The sequence below is a fragment of the Polaribacter sp. 2405UD43-2 genome, from assembly GCF_058147125.1.
In genome coordinates this window covers 53,420-67,236 of record NZ_JBYVJX010000002.1, presented here as the reverse complement: position 1 = coordinate 67,236, position 13,817 = coordinate 53,420, and the positions used below count along the sequence as shown (strand labels likewise).

19 protein-coding genes are annotated in these 13,817 nt (G+C 29.0%); 10 read left to right on the top strand and 9 right to left on the bottom strand.

Annotated elements, in window-relative coordinates:
* Positions 1-173: 173 nt before the first annotated feature.
* From ACY2RX_RS03575 to ACY2RX_RS03565, 3 genes are all read left to right on the top strand, one after another.
* Positions 174-785, top strand: coding sequence for a bifunctional nuclease family protein (locus tag ACY2RX_RS03575; RefSeq protein ID WP_490102596.1), 612 nt, complete (start codon positions 174-176; stop codon positions 783-785).
* A gap of 17 nt (positions 786-802) precedes the next feature.
* Positions 803-2,206 carry a NupC/NupG family nucleoside CNT transporter gene (locus ACY2RX_RS03570; protein ID WP_490102595.1) on the top strand — a complete coding sequence of 468 codons (1,404 nt, stop codon included), beginning with the start codon at positions 803-805 and terminating at the stop codon, positions 2,204-2,206.
* 70 nt (positions 2,207-2,276) lie between these two features.
* Positions 2,277-3,101 carry a thymidylate synthase gene (locus ACY2RX_RS03565; RefSeq protein ID WP_490102594.1) on the top strand — a complete coding sequence of 275 codons (825 nt, stop codon included), beginning with the start codon at positions 2,277-2,279 and terminating at the stop codon, positions 3,099-3,101.
* Between the two features lie 56 nt (positions 3,102-3,157).
* Here the strand turns inward: ACY2RX_RS03565 and ACY2RX_RS03560 are convergent, their stop codons facing one another.
* Positions 3,158-3,454, bottom strand: a complete 297-nt coding sequence (locus ACY2RX_RS03560) for an isoamylase early set domain-containing protein (RefSeq protein WP_490102593.1) — start codon at positions 3,452-3,454, stop codon at positions 3,158-3,160.
* Positions 3,455-3,756: 302 nt separating this feature from the next.
* On the opposite strand from ACY2RX_RS03560, the gene ACY2RX_RS03555 reads away from it, so the two are divergent.
* The gene (locus ACY2RX_RS03555) at positions 3,757-4,251 is read left to right on the top strand and encodes a dihydrofolate reductase (protein WP_490102592.1); all 495 of its coding nucleotides are present in this window, start codon (positions 3,757-3,759) and stop codon (positions 4,249-4,251) included.
* On the opposite strand, the gene ACY2RX_RS03550 is transcribed toward ACY2RX_RS03555, so the two are convergent.
* Positions 4,244-4,678 carry a DUF6146 family protein gene (locus ACY2RX_RS03550; protein ID WP_490102591.1) on the bottom strand — a complete coding sequence of 145 codons (435 nt, stop codon included), beginning with the start codon at positions 4,676-4,678 and terminating at the stop codon, positions 4,244-4,246. The two genes, ACY2RX_RS03555 and ACY2RX_RS03550, sit on opposite strands and share 8 nt — an antisense overlap.
* 210 nt (positions 4,679-4,888) lie before the next feature.
* Here ACY2RX_RS03550 and ACY2RX_RS03545 point away from each other — a divergent pair, with 210 nt between their 5' ends.
* From ACY2RX_RS03545 to ACY2RX_RS03535, 3 genes are read left to right on the top strand one after another with little or no spacing between them, the layout of a single operon-like run.
* Positions 4,889-5,449 (top strand): DNA-3-methyladenine glycosylase I, encoded by a 561-nt coding sequence (locus ACY2RX_RS03545; RefSeq protein ID WP_490102590.1) that lies wholly within the window; start codon positions 4,889-4,891, stop codon positions 5,447-5,449.
* Positions 5,446-6,207, top strand: coding sequence for a hypothetical protein (locus ACY2RX_RS03540; RefSeq protein ID WP_490102589.1), 762 nt, complete (start codon positions 5,446-5,448; stop codon positions 6,205-6,207). The genes ACY2RX_RS03545 and ACY2RX_RS03540 overlap by 4 nt, the downstream gene beginning before the upstream one ends.
* A gap of 38 nt (positions 6,208-6,245) precedes the next feature.
* The gene (locus tag ACY2RX_RS03535; protein WP_490102588.1) at positions 6,246-8,270 is read left to right on the top strand and encodes a dipeptidyl-peptidase 3 family protein; all 2,025 of its coding nucleotides are present in this window, start codon (positions 6,246-6,248) and stop codon (positions 8,268-8,270) included.
* Positions 8,271-8,359: 89 nt separating this feature from the next.
* Here ACY2RX_RS03535 and ACY2RX_RS03530 read toward each other — a convergent pair whose 3' ends face one another.
* A complete protein-coding gene (locus tag ACY2RX_RS03530; protein ID WP_490102587.1) occupies positions 8,360-8,566 on the bottom strand; it encodes a hypothetical protein in 207 nt (68 codons plus the stop codon).
* 121 nt (positions 8,567-8,687) lie between these two features.
* Here ACY2RX_RS03530 and ACY2RX_RS03525 point away from each other — a divergent pair, with 121 nt between their 5' ends.
* From ACY2RX_RS03525 to ACY2RX_RS03515, 3 genes are read left to right on the top strand one after another with little or no spacing between them, the layout of a single operon-like run.
* Positions 8,688-9,410, top strand: coding sequence for an SDR family NAD(P)-dependent oxidoreductase (locus ACY2RX_RS03525; protein ID WP_490102586.1), 723 nt, complete (start codon positions 8,688-8,690; stop codon positions 9,408-9,410).
* Positions 9,411-10,091, top strand: a complete 681-nt coding sequence (locus tag ACY2RX_RS03520) for an HAD family hydrolase (RefSeq protein WP_490102585.1) — start codon at positions 9,411-9,413, stop codon at positions 10,089-10,091.
* Between the two features lie 2 nt (positions 10,092-10,093).
* Positions 10,094-10,480, top strand: a complete 387-nt coding sequence (locus ACY2RX_RS03515) for a pyrophosphohydrolase domain-containing protein (RefSeq protein ID WP_490102584.1) — start codon at positions 10,094-10,096, stop codon at positions 10,478-10,480.
* Positions 10,481-10,484: 4 nt separating this feature from the next.
* On the opposite strand, the gene ACY2RX_RS03510 is transcribed toward ACY2RX_RS03515, so the two are convergent.
* The 6 genes from ACY2RX_RS03510 to ACY2RX_RS03485 form a co-directional block, all read right to left on the bottom strand.
* Positions 10,485-11,138 carry a hypothetical protein gene (locus ACY2RX_RS03510; RefSeq protein WP_490102583.1) on the bottom strand — a complete coding sequence of 218 codons (654 nt, stop codon included), beginning with the start codon at positions 11,136-11,138 and terminating at the stop codon, positions 10,485-10,487.
* Positions 11,139-11,310: 172 nt separating this feature from the next.
* Positions 11,311-11,526, bottom strand: coding sequence for an integrase core domain-containing protein (locus tag ACY2RX_RS03505; protein WP_490102912.1), 216 nt, complete (start codon positions 11,524-11,526; stop codon positions 11,311-11,313).
* 148 nt (positions 11,527-11,674) lie between these two features.
* On the bottom strand, positions 11,675-12,202 hold the full coding sequence (locus tag ACY2RX_RS03500; RefSeq protein ID WP_490102582.1) for a DDE-type integrase/transposase/recombinase: 528 nt from the start codon (positions 12,200-12,202) through the stop codon (positions 11,675-11,677).
* Positions 12,177-12,533 carry a transposase gene (locus ACY2RX_RS03495; protein ID WP_490102581.1) on the bottom strand — a complete coding sequence of 119 codons (357 nt, stop codon included), beginning with the start codon at positions 12,531-12,533 and terminating at the stop codon, positions 12,177-12,179. The genes ACY2RX_RS03500 and ACY2RX_RS03495 overlap by 26 nt, the downstream gene beginning before the upstream one ends.
* A gap of 186 nt (positions 12,534-12,719) precedes the next feature.
* A complete protein-coding gene (locus ACY2RX_RS03490; RefSeq protein WP_490102580.1) occupies positions 12,720-12,968 on the bottom strand; it encodes a hypothetical protein in 249 nt (82 codons plus the stop codon).
* Positions 12,969-13,182: 214 nt separating this feature from the next.
* Positions 13,183-13,692: a hypothetical protein gene (locus tag ACY2RX_RS03485; protein WP_490102579.1), complete on the bottom strand. Its 510-nt coding sequence runs from the start codon at positions 13,690-13,692 to the stop codon at positions 13,183-13,185.
* Positions 13,693-13,817: the final 125 nt, after the last annotated feature.

Below are 13,817 nucleotides of genomic sequence, written 5' to 3'. Positions count from 1 at the left end.
TAGCTCGGACAGATGCTTCAATCATTCACGCGTGTGTATCTATTTATATTTAGTATTTTTAAAGAAATATCAGTTTTTAAGCTATTATTTTTATTAAATTGTGCCCACTAAAAAGTTAGTCGTAAAAACTTTAAAATATTAAAAATTACTTTTTAGTTTATGTAGATAAATGTATGAGTTTAATACAATTAAATATTAAAGGAATTTCTTACAGTCAAACCCAAAGTGGAGCTTATGCCTTGGTATTGAGTGAAATAGAAGGTACAAGAACTTTACCAATTATTATTGGAGCTTTTGAAGCACAATCTATTGCGATTGCTTTAGAAACAGAAATTAGACCGCCAAGACCGCTTACACATGATTTATTTAAAACTTTTTCCGACCGTTTTTTAATCAATGTAAAAGAAGTTATCATTCATAAATTGGTAGATGGCGTTTTCTTTTCTAGTTTAATTTGTGAGAGAGAAGGAGTAGAAGAAGCTATTGATACTCGAACATCAGATGCAATTGCAATTGCAGTTCGTTTTGGAGCTCCTATTTATACCTATGAAAATATTTTAGAAAAAGCAGGTATTTATTTAAAAATTGAAGAAGAATTATCAATAAAAGAAACACCAGTCTCAGAAGAAACTTCTTTAGAATTAGAAGACTTAACTTCTCAAAAAGAAACTCCTTTTTCAGATTTGTCTATAAAAGAATTAAATGATCAATTAAATACTGCAGTTGCTGATGAAAATTATGAATTGGCAGCAAAAATTAGAGACGAAATAAGCAAGCGCTCTTAAAATTATACAATATAGTTATGAAAAAAACACTTTTTATCGTTTTTAGTTTTTTATCAATTTCAATATTTTCTCAAAACACAGAAGCAGCCACTACAGTTTCAGAAATTTTACCAAGCCAAGGTTTTTCTTTTAATACTTTATGGAGAGGAGTTTTAGGAATGATTTCTTTACTTGCAATAGCCTATTTATTTAGCTCTAAAAAGAAAGATATAGATTGGAAAACAGTAGGTATTGGTTTAGCTTTTCAATTATTAATAGCAATTGGAGTTTTAAAAGTTGGTTTTATTCAAAACGGATTCGAATTTGTAGGTAATATTTTTGTAAAAGTTTTAGATTTTACAAGAGCAGGAAGCGAGTTTTTATTTGCAGGAATGGTGGGCGATATGAATACTTTTGGATTTATTTTTGCGTTTCAAGTATTGCCAACAATCATTTTCTTTTCTGCATTAACATCATTGTTATTTTACTTAGGTGTTATACAGATTGTTGTAAAAGCATTTGGAATTGTTTTGTCGAAAATTTTAAAAATTTCTGGAGCAGAAAGTCTATCAGTTGCTGGTAATATTTTTTTAGGACAAACAGAAGCACCACTTCTTATAAAAGCTTATTTAGAAAAAATGAATAAGTCAGAAATGTTATTGGTAATGATTGGCGGAATGGCAACTGTTGCAGGTGCTGTTTTAGCTGCTTATATAGGTTTTTTAGGTGGAGATGATCCTGTGTTAAGATTACAATATGCTAAACATTTATTGGCTGCATCTGTTATGGCAGCACCAGGTGCAATTATAATTTCTAAAATTTTATATCCGCAAACAGAAAGTATAAATACAGATGTAAAAGTTTCTTCAGATAAAATAGGTTCTAATATTTTAGATGCCATTGCTAACGGTACAACAGAAGGGTTACGTTTGGCAGTAAATGTTGGGGCAATGTTATTGGTATTTGTGGCTTTTATTGCTATGATAAATCACGGGTTTACATCTTTGGGTAGCATAACTGGTCTTAATGATTGGATTGTACAAAACACACCTTACCAATCTTTGACTTTAGAGTTTATTTTAGGCTATGTTTTTGCCCCGCTAATGTGGTTAATGGGTGTTGCTACAGAAGATATGGCACTTATGGGGCAATTATTAGGAATTAAATTAGCCGCAAGTGAATTTGTAGGTTATATACAATTGGCAGAATTGAAAAATGTAGCCAATGCAACACATTTAACTTATAATAAATCTGTAATTATGGCAACCTATATGTTGTGTGGTTTTGCAAACTTTGCTTCTATAGGAATACAAATAGGAGGAATTGGCTCTTTAGCTCCTGGTCAGCGAAAAGTATTATCAGAATTTGGAATGAAAGCACTAATTGGTGGAACAATTGCTTCTTTAATGTCTGCAACTATTGCAGGGATGATTATAGGATAAAAAATGTGTAATCGTGTAATTGTTTAAGCGTTTAAACAGTTACACAAATAAACAATTAAACGATAAAACAATGCGTCAATATCACGATTTAGTAAAACACGTTTTAGAAAACGGAAACGAAAAAGGAGACAGAACAGGAACAGGAACAAAAAGTGTTTTTGGGCATCAAATGCGTTTTGATTTAAGCAAAGGTTTCCCTATGGTAACTACTAAGAAATTACATTTAAAATCGATTATTTACGAATTGCTTTGGTTTATAAAAGGAGATACTAATATTAAATATTTACAAGAAAATGGAGTTAGAATTTGGAATGATTGGGCAGATGAAAATGGAGATTTAGGTCCTGTTTACGGGCATCAATGGCGTAATTGGAATAGCGATGAAATAGACCAATTAAAAGAAATTATCCACTCTTTAAAAACGAATCCGAATTCTAGAAGAATGTTGGTTTCTGCTTGGAATCCTTCTGTATTACCAGATACATCAAAATCTTTTTCTGAAAATGTTGCTAACGGAAAAGCAGCATTACCACCTTGTCACGCTTTTTTTCAGTTTTATGTTGCAGATGGTAAATTGTCTTGCCAGTTGTACCAAAGAAGTGCAGATATATTTTTAGGAGTTCCTTTTAATATTGCAAGTTATGCATTGCTTACTATGATGATTGCTCAGGTTTGTGGTTATAAAGCAGGAGAATTTATCCATACTTTTGGTGATGCCCATATTTATAACAATCATCAAGAACAATTAGAATTACAATTGTCTAGAGAACTTAGACCTTTGCCAACAATGAAAATAAACCCAGAAGTAAAAAGTATTTTCGATTTTACTTTTAATGATTTTGAGTTGTTAAATTATAACCCTCATCCACATATAAAAGGAGTGGTTGCTGTTTAAAAAAAAAGAGCTTTCAAGTAATTCTGAAAGCTCTTTTTCTTTTTTCATAACATTTGTTATATGTTTAATACACTGTTTTCTGCGCCAGCATAATCGTTCCAAGCAAAACTATCTGCTTCTTGTTCGTTTACATAAGCACCATCAACTAGGTATCTAAATTCATAAGAATTACCAGTTTCTAAATCAACAGTACCTTTAAAAGATCCATTTTTTAATTTTTTTAATGGAGTTGCTTTTGCATTCCACTCATTAAAATTTCCTACAACTGCTACTTTATTTGCTTCTTCTGCAGGCACGGTAAAAGTAACTTTACAAACAGGTTTGCTTTTTAAAAATTGTTTTTTAATTGCCATATTTTTTAATTCAAAATTTTGTGGTAAATGTATAGAAGAAAAGAAATAGAATAGACAAAGTTTTATAAGAATTTTAAAGAATTATCAGTTTTACAAAATGTGTATGTAAATTATTGATAATTCAAAAAAAAAGTGTTTTAAAATTGAAGTTTATATAAAAAAATGTTGGTTTCTTTTTCCTTGATTTTCAGCGTTTTTAGTCCGAAAACGTATTCGTAAATTGATAAAATTGTCTAAAAAAGAGTTTAAAACGTCAAATCAAAGAAGAATTACTTTAATTTTGTTAAAAAATTTATGAATTTATGATTACAATTATTGCAGCAATTGCCAAAAATAATGCTTTAGGAAAAAATAACGATTTAATTTGGCATTTACCTGCGGATTTAAAAAGGTTTAAAAAAGTAACTTCTGCGCATCATATTTTAATGGGTAGAAATACTTTTGAATCTATTGGTAAACCATTGCCAAACAGAACAACAATAATTATTACTAGAAATAAAAATTACTTTAAAGATGGTTGTTTAATTGCCCATAGTTTAGAAGAAGCAATTGAATTAGCGGAAAATGATGAAAAAATATTTATTATTGGTGGCGCACAGATTTATAAAGAAGCAATAAAAAAGGATTTAGTAGATCAACTAGATATTACTTTAGTTCATTCAGAGTTTGATGCAGATGCTTTTTTTCCAGAAATAGATTTAAATATTTGGGAAGAATCTAAAAGAGAAGATTTTAAAGCCGATGAAAAAAATAGCTATGATTATAGTTTTGTAAGTTATCAAAAGAAAACTAATTAATTCTATTGGTTCTAAATCCGCCGCCTAAACTCATTTTATATTTGCGTTGAGCAAACAAGAAATAATTAAAAAGTTTATAATTTACCTCGTACCCGTAATCTATATCTGGTTGGTAATCAATTACGTTTTCGTAAATATTGGCATTAAATTGACTAATGTTTCTTGCTCTGTTGTTCCATTCTAAGACCCAAACTCTATTTCTAGTTTCTAAATAGTTTTGTGAATAAAAACCTTTAGGTCGCGCTATAGAATTTAAAAACAAATTAAAACCAACATCAATAATAATTATTTCATATTCTAAACTATCGTTAGCAATAACCACAGGTTCTTCTTTTTCTTTAGTTGTTTTATTAGTAGGAGTTGAACCACAAGACCAAATAAAAACACTAATTACGGTAATTAATAGTGAGTATTTTATAAGTTTCATTTTCTTTGATTTAAATTAATTACAGAGGTAAAAATCTTTTCTTAATCTTTAGTTACTCAAAAATAGTATGGTAATTTTATTAAAAAAAGACAAAATGAGTAAAACCACACTTTTGTTGAGTAAACAGGAATAAAATACAAAATTTATTCTAAAATGGATAAATAATTCTTTCTTTTAACATTAATTTGTAAACTTGTAAAAACCAATAAAATGAAACAAAGATGCTTTTGGGTTACAGATAGTAAACTGTATAAAGATTACCATGATAGTGAATGGGGAGAACCCGTTTATGATGATAAAACACTGTTTGAGTTTTTAATTTTAGAAACATTTCAGGCAGGTTTAAGTTGGATTACTATTTTAAATAAAAGAGAAAACTTTAGAAAAGCATTTGATAATTTTGATTACAAAAAGATTGCAAAATATTCAGAAAGTAAGTACAAATCTTTACTACAAGATTCAGGAATCATTAGAAATAAATTAAAAGTAAGAAGTGCCATAACTAACGCACAATTATTTATAGAACTTCAAAAAGAATTTGGTTCTTTTTCTAAATTTATTTGGAGTTATGTTGATGGAAAACCGATTATAAATAAATTTCATAGAAAAGAAAACGTTCCTGCTACAACAACTTTGTCAGATACAATTTCTAAAGACTTAAAAAAACGTGGGTTTAAATTTGTGGGTTCTACTGTAATCTACGCTTATATGCAAGCAGTTGGTATGGTAAATGATCACACAACAAATTGTTTTAAATACCCTAAAGGATGAAAATATTAGCAGTTCCTAAAACCGATTTAAATAAAATAATATCAATATTTAATAGAGAAATAGGACGTTTTGTTTTCTTTGTTTTTGTGCTTTTTTTTGATAGTCTTTGGTTTTCAGAAAATGTAACAAGTTCACAGTGGCTTATTAATATTTTAATGCTTGCTGGTTTTTTAAAAATGTACTTTAGATCTACACCTAGAGTAAAAAAAGTTATGATTTACGCTGTAATTGTAGGTTTTTTAGGAGAGCATTTATTTTCTAGGGGGCTTCATATGTATACTTATAGATTAGAAAATGTACCTTTATATGTGCCATTAGGTCACGCTGCTTTGTATGGAAGAATTTTTATGTTTAGCAAAGCATCTGTTGTTAGAAAACATCATAAAGCAATAGAACAATTGTTTGCAATAGCTATTGGTTTTTTTGCAATAATTTATCTTCTACTTTTTACAGATATTTTTGGTTTTGTAATGACAATTTGTGTTTTTTTACTTCTATTGAAAAGACCAAAAGATAGATTATTTTTTTATTCAATGTATATTCTAGTGGCAATTTTAGAAATAGGAGGAACAGCTTTTGGCGCTTGGAAATGGCCAGATACAGCTTTTAGGGTTTTTACTTTTTTACCAAGCAATAATCCGCCAAGCGGAATAAGTTTGTTCTATTTTTTGCTTGATGTAAGTTGTTTTTTAATTTATATTATTATACACAACAAAACTTGGAAACGATTAAGAAATATGAGAAAATATCAAACCTAAAAACCGTATATTTATACATCAATTTAAAATTAAAAAATATGAATATAAAACAAGCATTCTTAGCGCTATTTACAGTAGCTTTTTTATTTTCTTGTGATAAAAAGGAACCTTCTAAAAAGGTTGAAAAGCAAGAAGAATTCAATCATTTTGTAGAGCAATTTGCAGACATTAAAGTTTTACGCTACAAAATTCCTGGTTTTAATGAACTTACTCTAAAAGAAAAAAAACTTGTATACTACCTAACACAAGCTGGTTTAGCGGGTAGAGATATTATGTGGGATCAAAATTACAGACATAATTTAAGTATTAGAAAAGCACTAGAAAATATCAATCAGAATTATAAAAGTGATAGAAATTCTGACAATTTTAAGTCGTTTAAAACCTATTTAAAAAGAGTTTGGTTTTCTAACGGAATTCATCATCATTATTCAAACGATAAAATAAAACCAGAATTTACTAAAGAATATTTTGTAAACGAATTATTAAAAAAATCGAACACTAGTTTATCCTCAGAAGTTATAGAAGTATTATTTAATGATGCCGATAATAAAAAAGTGAATAAAAAAGCAGGCGTTGATAATATCTTATCATCTGCAATTAATTTTTACGCGCCAGATATTACTGATAAAGAAGTTGCCAATTTTTATAAAACAGCTTACAAAGGTCCAAAAGGAATGCCAATAGAAGCAGGTTTAAACTCTAAATTAGTTAGAGAAAATGGTAAATTGGTAGAAAAAGTTTGGAAATCTGGCGGAATGTATGGTGCAGCAATAGACAAAATTATTGTTTGGTTAGAAAAAGCAAAAGGAGTTGCAGAAAATGAAAAACAAGCAAATGCATTAAGTTTATTAATTGAGTATTATAAAACGGGTAGTTTAGATATTTGGGATAAATATTGTATTGCTTGGGCAACATCTACAGATGGTAATATAGATTGGATTAATGGTTTTATAGAAGTTTATAACGACCCTAAAGGATACAGAGGGTCTTACGAAACAATTGTACAAATTAAAGATTTTGATATGTCTCGTAAAATGAAAGTTTTATCAGATAATGCACAATGGTTTGAAGACAATTCTCCTTTAATGGAAAATCATAAAAAGAAAAATGTTGTAGGGGTTTCTTACAAAACCGTTAATGTGGCTGGTGAGGCAGGAGATGCATCTCCAAGTACGCCAATAGGTGTAAATTTACCAAACAATAATTGGATTCGCCAACAGCATGGTTCTAAATCTGTCTCTCTAGGAAACATTATTAGAGCGTATAATAATGCTGGCGGAACTGGGCGTTTAAAAGAATTTGCGCACGATAAAGAGGAAATTGAATTAGAAGAAAAATACGGACAAATTGCAGACAAATTACATACAGCTTTACATGAAGTTGTTGGACACGCTTCTGGGGTAATTAACAATGGTGTTGGGCAACCAAAAGAAACGCTTCAAAATTATGCATCAACTATGGAAGAAGGACGTGCAGATTTAGTTGGTTTGTTTTATTTAATGGATCCAAAATTGCAAGAATTAGGATTGACCGATAATTGGAAAAAGTTAGGAATGGCAGCTTATGATGGGTATATTAGAAATGGATTAATAACGCAATTAATAAGATTAAATTTAGGTGATGATGTAGAAGAAGACCATATGGTAAACAGACAATGGGTTTCTGCTTGGGCGTTTGAACAAGGAGCAAAAGACAACGTAATAGAAAAGGTTGTTAAAAACGGAAAAACCTATTATAATATTAATGATTATGATAAGCTTTGTAAAATTTTTGGACGACTATTAAGAGAAACACAACGTATAAAATCTGAAGGAGACTTTGAAGCTGCTAAAAAATTAGTTGAAGGTTATGGTGTTAAAGTAGATCTAGAAATTCATAAAGAAGTGCTTAAAAGAAATAAGCAGTTTAAATCTGCACCATATAATGGTTTTGTGAATCCTGTTTTAGTACCAATAACAAATACAGAGGATAGTATTATAGATGTTACTATTAAACAACCAAAAAGCTTTGAAAACCAAATGCTTTTTTACTCTAAAAACTATAGCTTTTTAGAAACTAAATAATAAGAAAATACAATTTGTGTTATTTTCTTTTACAGTAAAATCAAAAGCTATAAATGTTATAAAACCGATTCTAAAATGAGTCGGTTTTTTTAATGCTCTGTTAAAAAACGAATTACCATAAAAATAATAACAATTAACCCACCAAAAAGCATCACTTTTTTACCAGCACCTTTATAGTAGCGTTCGTGATTTTTGATGTCTTTTCTATAACTATAAATCATTAAAGTTAAAAAAGCAATTACAAAGAAAATCGTAAAAATAATTCGTCCTGTAGTAAAAAAAGCACTTAAAAACATAGTTTCTATTCTTTATAAGTTGTGAATTAATAGCCAAAAAGAAAAGTTCATTTTTCAGAAAGTTTCTATATATTGTCTATCTAAAATCATTAAAATTTGATTTTTCAAAATTACAAATAAAATGAAGAACGCCATCGTTTTTGGAGCAACTTCTGGCATTGGTAAAACACTAACTCAACTTTTAGTTAAAGACGGGTATAATGTGGCAATTACAGGTAGAAGATTAGAATTGTTAGAAGAAATAAAAAAAGAATTTCCGAATCAAGTAATCATCAAACAAAATGATATTCAAAAAGTTGATGAAGTAGAAAAGGTTTTTAATGAAATTGTAAATCAATTTAAAACCATTGATTTGGTGATACAATCTTCTGGAGTTGGGTTTGTAAATCCAAAATTAGAATGGAGCAAAGAAGCGCAAACCATAAACACAAATGTGCTTGGCGTAACCAAACTCTACACTTTAGCGTATAATTTGTTTAAGAAACAACAATTTGGACATTTAGTTGGAATTTCATCAATTGCATCTATTAGAGGAAATCGTTCTGCGCCAGTATATTTTGCATCCAAAGCCTATCAAAAAGCCTACTTAGAAAGTTTGTATATCAAAACAAAATCTATAAAATCTAAAAAAGTTTTTATTACAGATATTAGACCTGGTTTTGTAGATACAGCAATGGCTTTGGGCGATGGCGTTTTTTGGTTAGTCCCTTTAAAAAAAGCATCAAATCAAATTTATGCTGCCATAAAAAAGAAAAAAAGAGTTGCCTATATTTCTAAGAGATGGCAATTAATAGCTTGGGTTTTAAAAACTGTACCTGCTTGGTTATTAAAGAAAGCAACTTAAATGAAAAAGAAAAATTTAATTGTTTTTGATATTGATGATACACTTACAAAAAGTGAAAACCAACATCAAACTGCGTATGTAAAAACAATGATTGATTTTGGAATTACAGAAATAAATCAAGATTGGAAAAGCTACCCAAATGTAACAGATAGTCATATTTTAAAACTAAATTTCGAAGCCAATTTTAATAAAGGATTCGATCTTTCCTTTGTTGCATCCTTTGAAAAAAAAATGACGAAAAGATTGCTAGATTTACCAAAAACAGAAGAAATAAAAGGAGCAAATTTAATTGTAGATTTCTTTTTAAAAGAAACAGATTATGCTATTTGTTTTGCAACAGGTTCTTTATTACAACCAGCATTTATTAAACTAGAGCAGGCAAAAATTAATTTTGTGCCCAATTTGGTAGAAGCTTCTAACACGATTTTTACAAGAGAAAATATTGTAAAATCTGCCATAGAAAAAGCTAAAAATTATTTTAATGTCAACCAATTTGAGAATATTATTTCTGTAGGAGATGGGATTTGGGATTTAAAAACCGCCAAAAACTTAGGAATCCATTTTTTAGGAATAAGAGATAAAAATTTAATAGATTTTAAAAAAGAAAATATTAAAAGTCATATTACAGATTGGTCTAATTTTAATTTTCAAAAGATAAAAACAGAACTAGAAATAACTTAATAATGAAAAACAAAATAGCAGCAGTAACAAAATTTCATACAGTTTATAAATTAAATATGAATCAAAAACCAATTGCTAATATTGGTGAAGATAGAAATTTACTTCGTTATAAATTAATGAGAGAAGAAAACGAAGAATATTTAGAAGCCGCCAATAATAACGATTTGGTAGAGGTTGCAGATGCTTTAGGAGATATGCTCTATATTTTATGCGGCACCATTATAGAACATGGAATGCAAGACAAAATCGAAGAAGTTTTTAATGAAATTCAGCGTTCTAATATGAGTAAATTAGACAAAGATGGTAAGCCAATTTACAGAGAAGATGGTAAAGTTTTAAAAGGACCAAACTATTTTAAACCAAATATTGCTAAAATTTTAGAAGAATAATTTTTTAGTTGATAACAAAACTAAACGCATTATTTTTGCTTTCGATGATAAAAATACATTTTGCAATCGCATTTTTGTAAGTGCAAAAATTTACTTTTGATAAAAGTAGATTCGTAAAATGCAGATAAGCTTTTTGTTTAAGTTGCCAATGACACCTTAAAAACAAACTTCTTTCGGGTTTGTAAAAAGAATGATGCACAATAAATAACCTATTTTGCGTGTTATTTCTGATGCCCTTACTCTGGTTTTGATAATAAAAATTGATGATTTTTTGTTCGTCAGAAACAGTAAAATTTGCTCTTAAAGATTTAGGAACAACAGTACCTTTTATATCAAATCTAAATTGTTTTTTTTGATGAAACTCAACATCCCAATTTTGGTCTCTAGAATTAGGGTTCTTAGTAACATTATTTTCTTGATAAAACAAATATTCATCAACTTTAGAACATTGCCATAAAAACCATCTTCTTCTAAAATAATTTTGAGAATTTTTATCAAAATTTTCTATTTCAGATTCAAGTTGATTTTTATTTTTAATATCAAATAAATTCAACAAAGAATCTGTTTTATTATTTTGAATTTTGCCCCAATTTAAAGGAATGTTTTTACTTAAATCTTGAAGTTCTTTACTTAGTTTTTTAAACTCAATTATATTCATAGCGATTTAAAATTAAGCAAATTTTATTAGAAGAAAAAAGTTTGGCAACAAAATAATTTACTAAATTTCAATTTTCATTTTTTTACTAGTAAATCTAAAACCTAAATTTTTAATTTCTTTTCGCGATTTACTATGTCTTGTCCTGAAATATGGCTACAGATTAAAAATTGATTTACGCTGTTAATTTGTATACCATATTAGGCGCTTTAAAGTCTAAAGATAGATGTAATCTTATTTCGTTGTATAGATTAATTGCATTTTTTGTGGCTTTTTTAGCGTGTTCAAAGCTATCAAAGACCTGGTTGAGATAAAACTCATCTTTTAAGATACCGTTTGCACGTTCTGCGAGCGCGTTTCCATAGCAATGATTTTCTTCTGTCATACTAATATTTATATTATTTCTTTTAAGTATTTGTGTGTATAGATTGCTACAATATTGTATTCCTCTGTCAGAATGATGTATTAGATTTTTAGTGTTTTTTGCTTGATAAATAGCTTTGTTAAGCGCTCTAACACATCCTTTTAGTTCCAGGCTATTACTTCAAGGCATAACCAATAATCTTACGAGAATGCATATCTGTAATAAGCGCCAGATAGCAAAAGCCTTTAACGGTTCTAATGTATATGATGTCAGATACCCAAACTTGATTAGGTTTATTAACTTTCATATCTTTTATAAGGTTGTTATACTTATAAAAACGATGATAAGAGTTTGTGGTTCTACAACTATATTTTTTTCTAAGTGTTAACATATTATGTTCTCTAAGTACCTTAAACAAAGTGTCTCTGCCTACTTTTAGGTGTTGTTTATCAAAGTCATCATTTATAGATTTCATTAATTTACGCACGCCTTCTCTAGGTAAGGATTTACGTCTTTTTTTTACGATATGTATGATTTGTTGTTCTACTTTATTTCTTTGATCAGCTCTACGTTTGTATTTGTAATAAGCATCACGATTTAAGTTAAAACCTTTACATACCTTAGAAATTGAAGTAAACCCTTTAGCTTTTACAACTGCAATAATTAAGGCTTGATACTTAGTTTTTTTTAAGTTCCAAGACACTTTTATACCCTAGTTTTTGAGCAGCTACTTCTAGGTAAGCATCATCAATAAGCCCATCCATATCTTTTTTAAGAAGCAGTTTCTTCAGTTGTTGTATCTCTTTTTGTAATGCTTTGATACGCGATATTTCATCATTTGTTTCTACCATAACTCTAGTGTTCATAAGGTCTTTACGATCATATTTTCTAATCCATTCGTTAATGGTTGTAGGAGCAATACTATAAAGTTTACCTAGTTGATACTTGTTATACTTTCCAGTTGTAAGTTCGGCTAAAATTTTTAATTTGAAAGGTTCGCTGTAACGTCTGGTTACTCTGTCGTTTTTATACATAATGTTTAAAATTATGTAGCCTTTATTCAGGACGGGTCATAATTACCTACAACGGTTTTGTGTATGGTTAGTTGCGTGTTTCAGCAACTAATTTAGCAAACATTCACGAGCCAGAGGAATTTCCGAAGGAAATTCCGAGTAGACTTGAACCAAGCAATTAATTATACACGTTGTTGTAGGTAGTTTTTACTTTAAAATAATTCGCTCAGAACTCCATTTAATTATGTCAAGTATTCTTTTTTGTCGAATTGCAACGTTCTTTCCCCAAGGCCATCTCGTGTATTCAAAATCCACAATCAGTTTATTATTTTTTAACTCGATAGAGTGTACTTTTCTTAAGGGCTCTCCAACTGGACAGGACATATTATTAGAATACTTTAACTCACCATTTTTATTAAAACTAATTCTCTCTCCATAAAATTCGATTTTTTTCATTCTAAGGATTTGAAGAGTATCGAGCTTTGAATAATCCCCAATTTTCCGTTTTGGAAGTAGATAAACTGTGTCTTTGTCAAACCAATGTAAAGTAAACCAATCGTTTTTTTTAGCATATTTAACGAATCAATATTTTGTGAAAAGCAAAAAACTGGTAGACAGAAAAGAGCAAAATATATTTTTTTCATTTATTGATATTTAGTCTTAATGTTTTTTATCTAATTCGGTTTTGATATGTTTTTGATTTAGGGTCAAGTATAAATTCAGTCAATTTTATATTTGGATTTTTAAGTTTAGAAATCAGCTGATTAAAATCATAATTAATATTCTCAATTGGTCGTTCAAATCTATGTGGTGTCCAAATTAATATTGGTTTGTCATTTATTTTTAACGATTCAAAATCCGATTTCAAAATCCAGATTGTTGAGATTTTCGGTTCGTTTTTTTGTCCAATTAAGTTCTCCATTCCGTCTCTTTTTTTTGCAAGAGCTTTAAATTCAGAATCTTTTGAGAAAATCAAAAACCATTCTGTCAAATCCTCATCGATAATATTTTTAAACTTGCCCGATGAGATTATTTTCCAATAATATTTTTTTCCATCAGTTATGAATTCAGTTAGAGGTTCGATTTCATTTTCAGAAATCCAACGAAATACTTCTTCTTGAGGTTTTTCGTTTCCTCTTTTTTTTAAATATTGAACTCTATCTATTAAATCGACTGACATTTTCTCAAATTACCTACAACGGTCTCGGCTATGAGTAGTTGCGTGGTTTAGCACCAAACTTTGCAAGTACATACCAAGTTGGAAATTCCTACGGAATTTCCAAAGTAGGCGAGTAGAAGCAATTA

Bases quoted from the DNA above. Each gene is read 5' to 3' on its own strand.
- ACY2RX_RS03490 (WP_490102580.1), bottom strand. From the start codon at position 12,968: ATGAAAAAAATCGAATTTTATGGAGAGAGAATTAGTTTTAATAAAAAT.
- ACY2RX_RS03485 (WP_490102579.1), bottom strand. From the start codon at position 13,692: ATGTCAGTCGATTTAATAGATAGAGTTCAATATTTAAAAAAAAGAGGA.
- ACY2RX_RS03570 (WP_490102595.1), top strand. From the start codon at position 803: ATGAAAAAAACACTTTTTATCGTTTTTAGTTTTTTATCAATTTCAATA.
- ACY2RX_RS03525 (WP_490102586.1), top strand. From the start codon at position 8,688: ATGAAGAACGCCATCGTTTTTGGAGCAACTTCTGGCATTGGTAAAACA.
- ACY2RX_RS03560 (WP_490102593.1), bottom strand. From the start codon at position 3,454: ATGGCAATTAAAAAACAATTTTTAAAAAGCAAACCTGTTTGTAAAGTT.
- ACY2RX_RS03545 (WP_490102590.1), top strand. From the start codon at position 4,889: ATGAAACAAAGATGCTTTTGGGTTACAGATAGTAAACTGTATAAAGAT.
- ACY2RX_RS03535 (WP_490102588.1), top strand. From the start codon at position 6,246: ATGAATATAAAACAAGCATTCTTAGCGCTATTTACAGTAGCTTTTTTA.
- ACY2RX_RS03550 (WP_490102591.1), bottom strand. From the start codon at position 4,678: ATGAAACTTATAAAATACTCACTATTAATTACCGTAATTAGTGTTTTT.
- ACY2RX_RS03510 (WP_490102583.1), bottom strand. From the start codon at position 11,138: ATGAATATAATTGAGTTTAAAAAACTAAGTAAAGAACTTCAAGATTTA.
- ACY2RX_RS03575 (WP_490102596.1), top strand. From the start codon at position 174: ATGAGTTTAATACAATTAAATATTAAAGGAATTTCTTACAGTCAAACC.
- ACY2RX_RS03515 (WP_490102584.1), top strand. From the start codon at position 10,094: ATGAAAAACAAAATAGCAGCAGTAACAAAATTTCATACAGTTTATAAA.
- ACY2RX_RS03530 (WP_490102587.1), bottom strand. From the start codon at position 8,566: ATGTTTTTAAGTGCTTTTTTTACTACAGGACGAATTATTTTTACGATT.
- ACY2RX_RS03495 (WP_490102581.1), bottom strand. From the start codon at position 12,533: ATGTATAAAAACGACAGAGTAACCAGACGTTACAGCGAACCTTTCAAA.
- ACY2RX_RS03555 (WP_490102592.1), top strand. From the start codon at position 3,757: ATGATTACAATTATTGCAGCAATTGCCAAAAATAATGCTTTAGGAAAA.
- ACY2RX_RS03540 (WP_490102589.1), top strand. From the start codon at position 5,446: ATGAAAATATTAGCAGTTCCTAAAACCGATTTAAATAAAATAATATCA.
- ACY2RX_RS03520 (WP_490102585.1), top strand. From the start codon at position 9,411: ATGAAAAAGAAAAATTTAATTGTTTTTGATATTGATGATACACTTACA.
- ACY2RX_RS03565 (WP_490102594.1), top strand. From the start codon at position 2,277: ATGCGTCAATATCACGATTTAGTAAAACACGTTTTAGAAAACGGAAAC.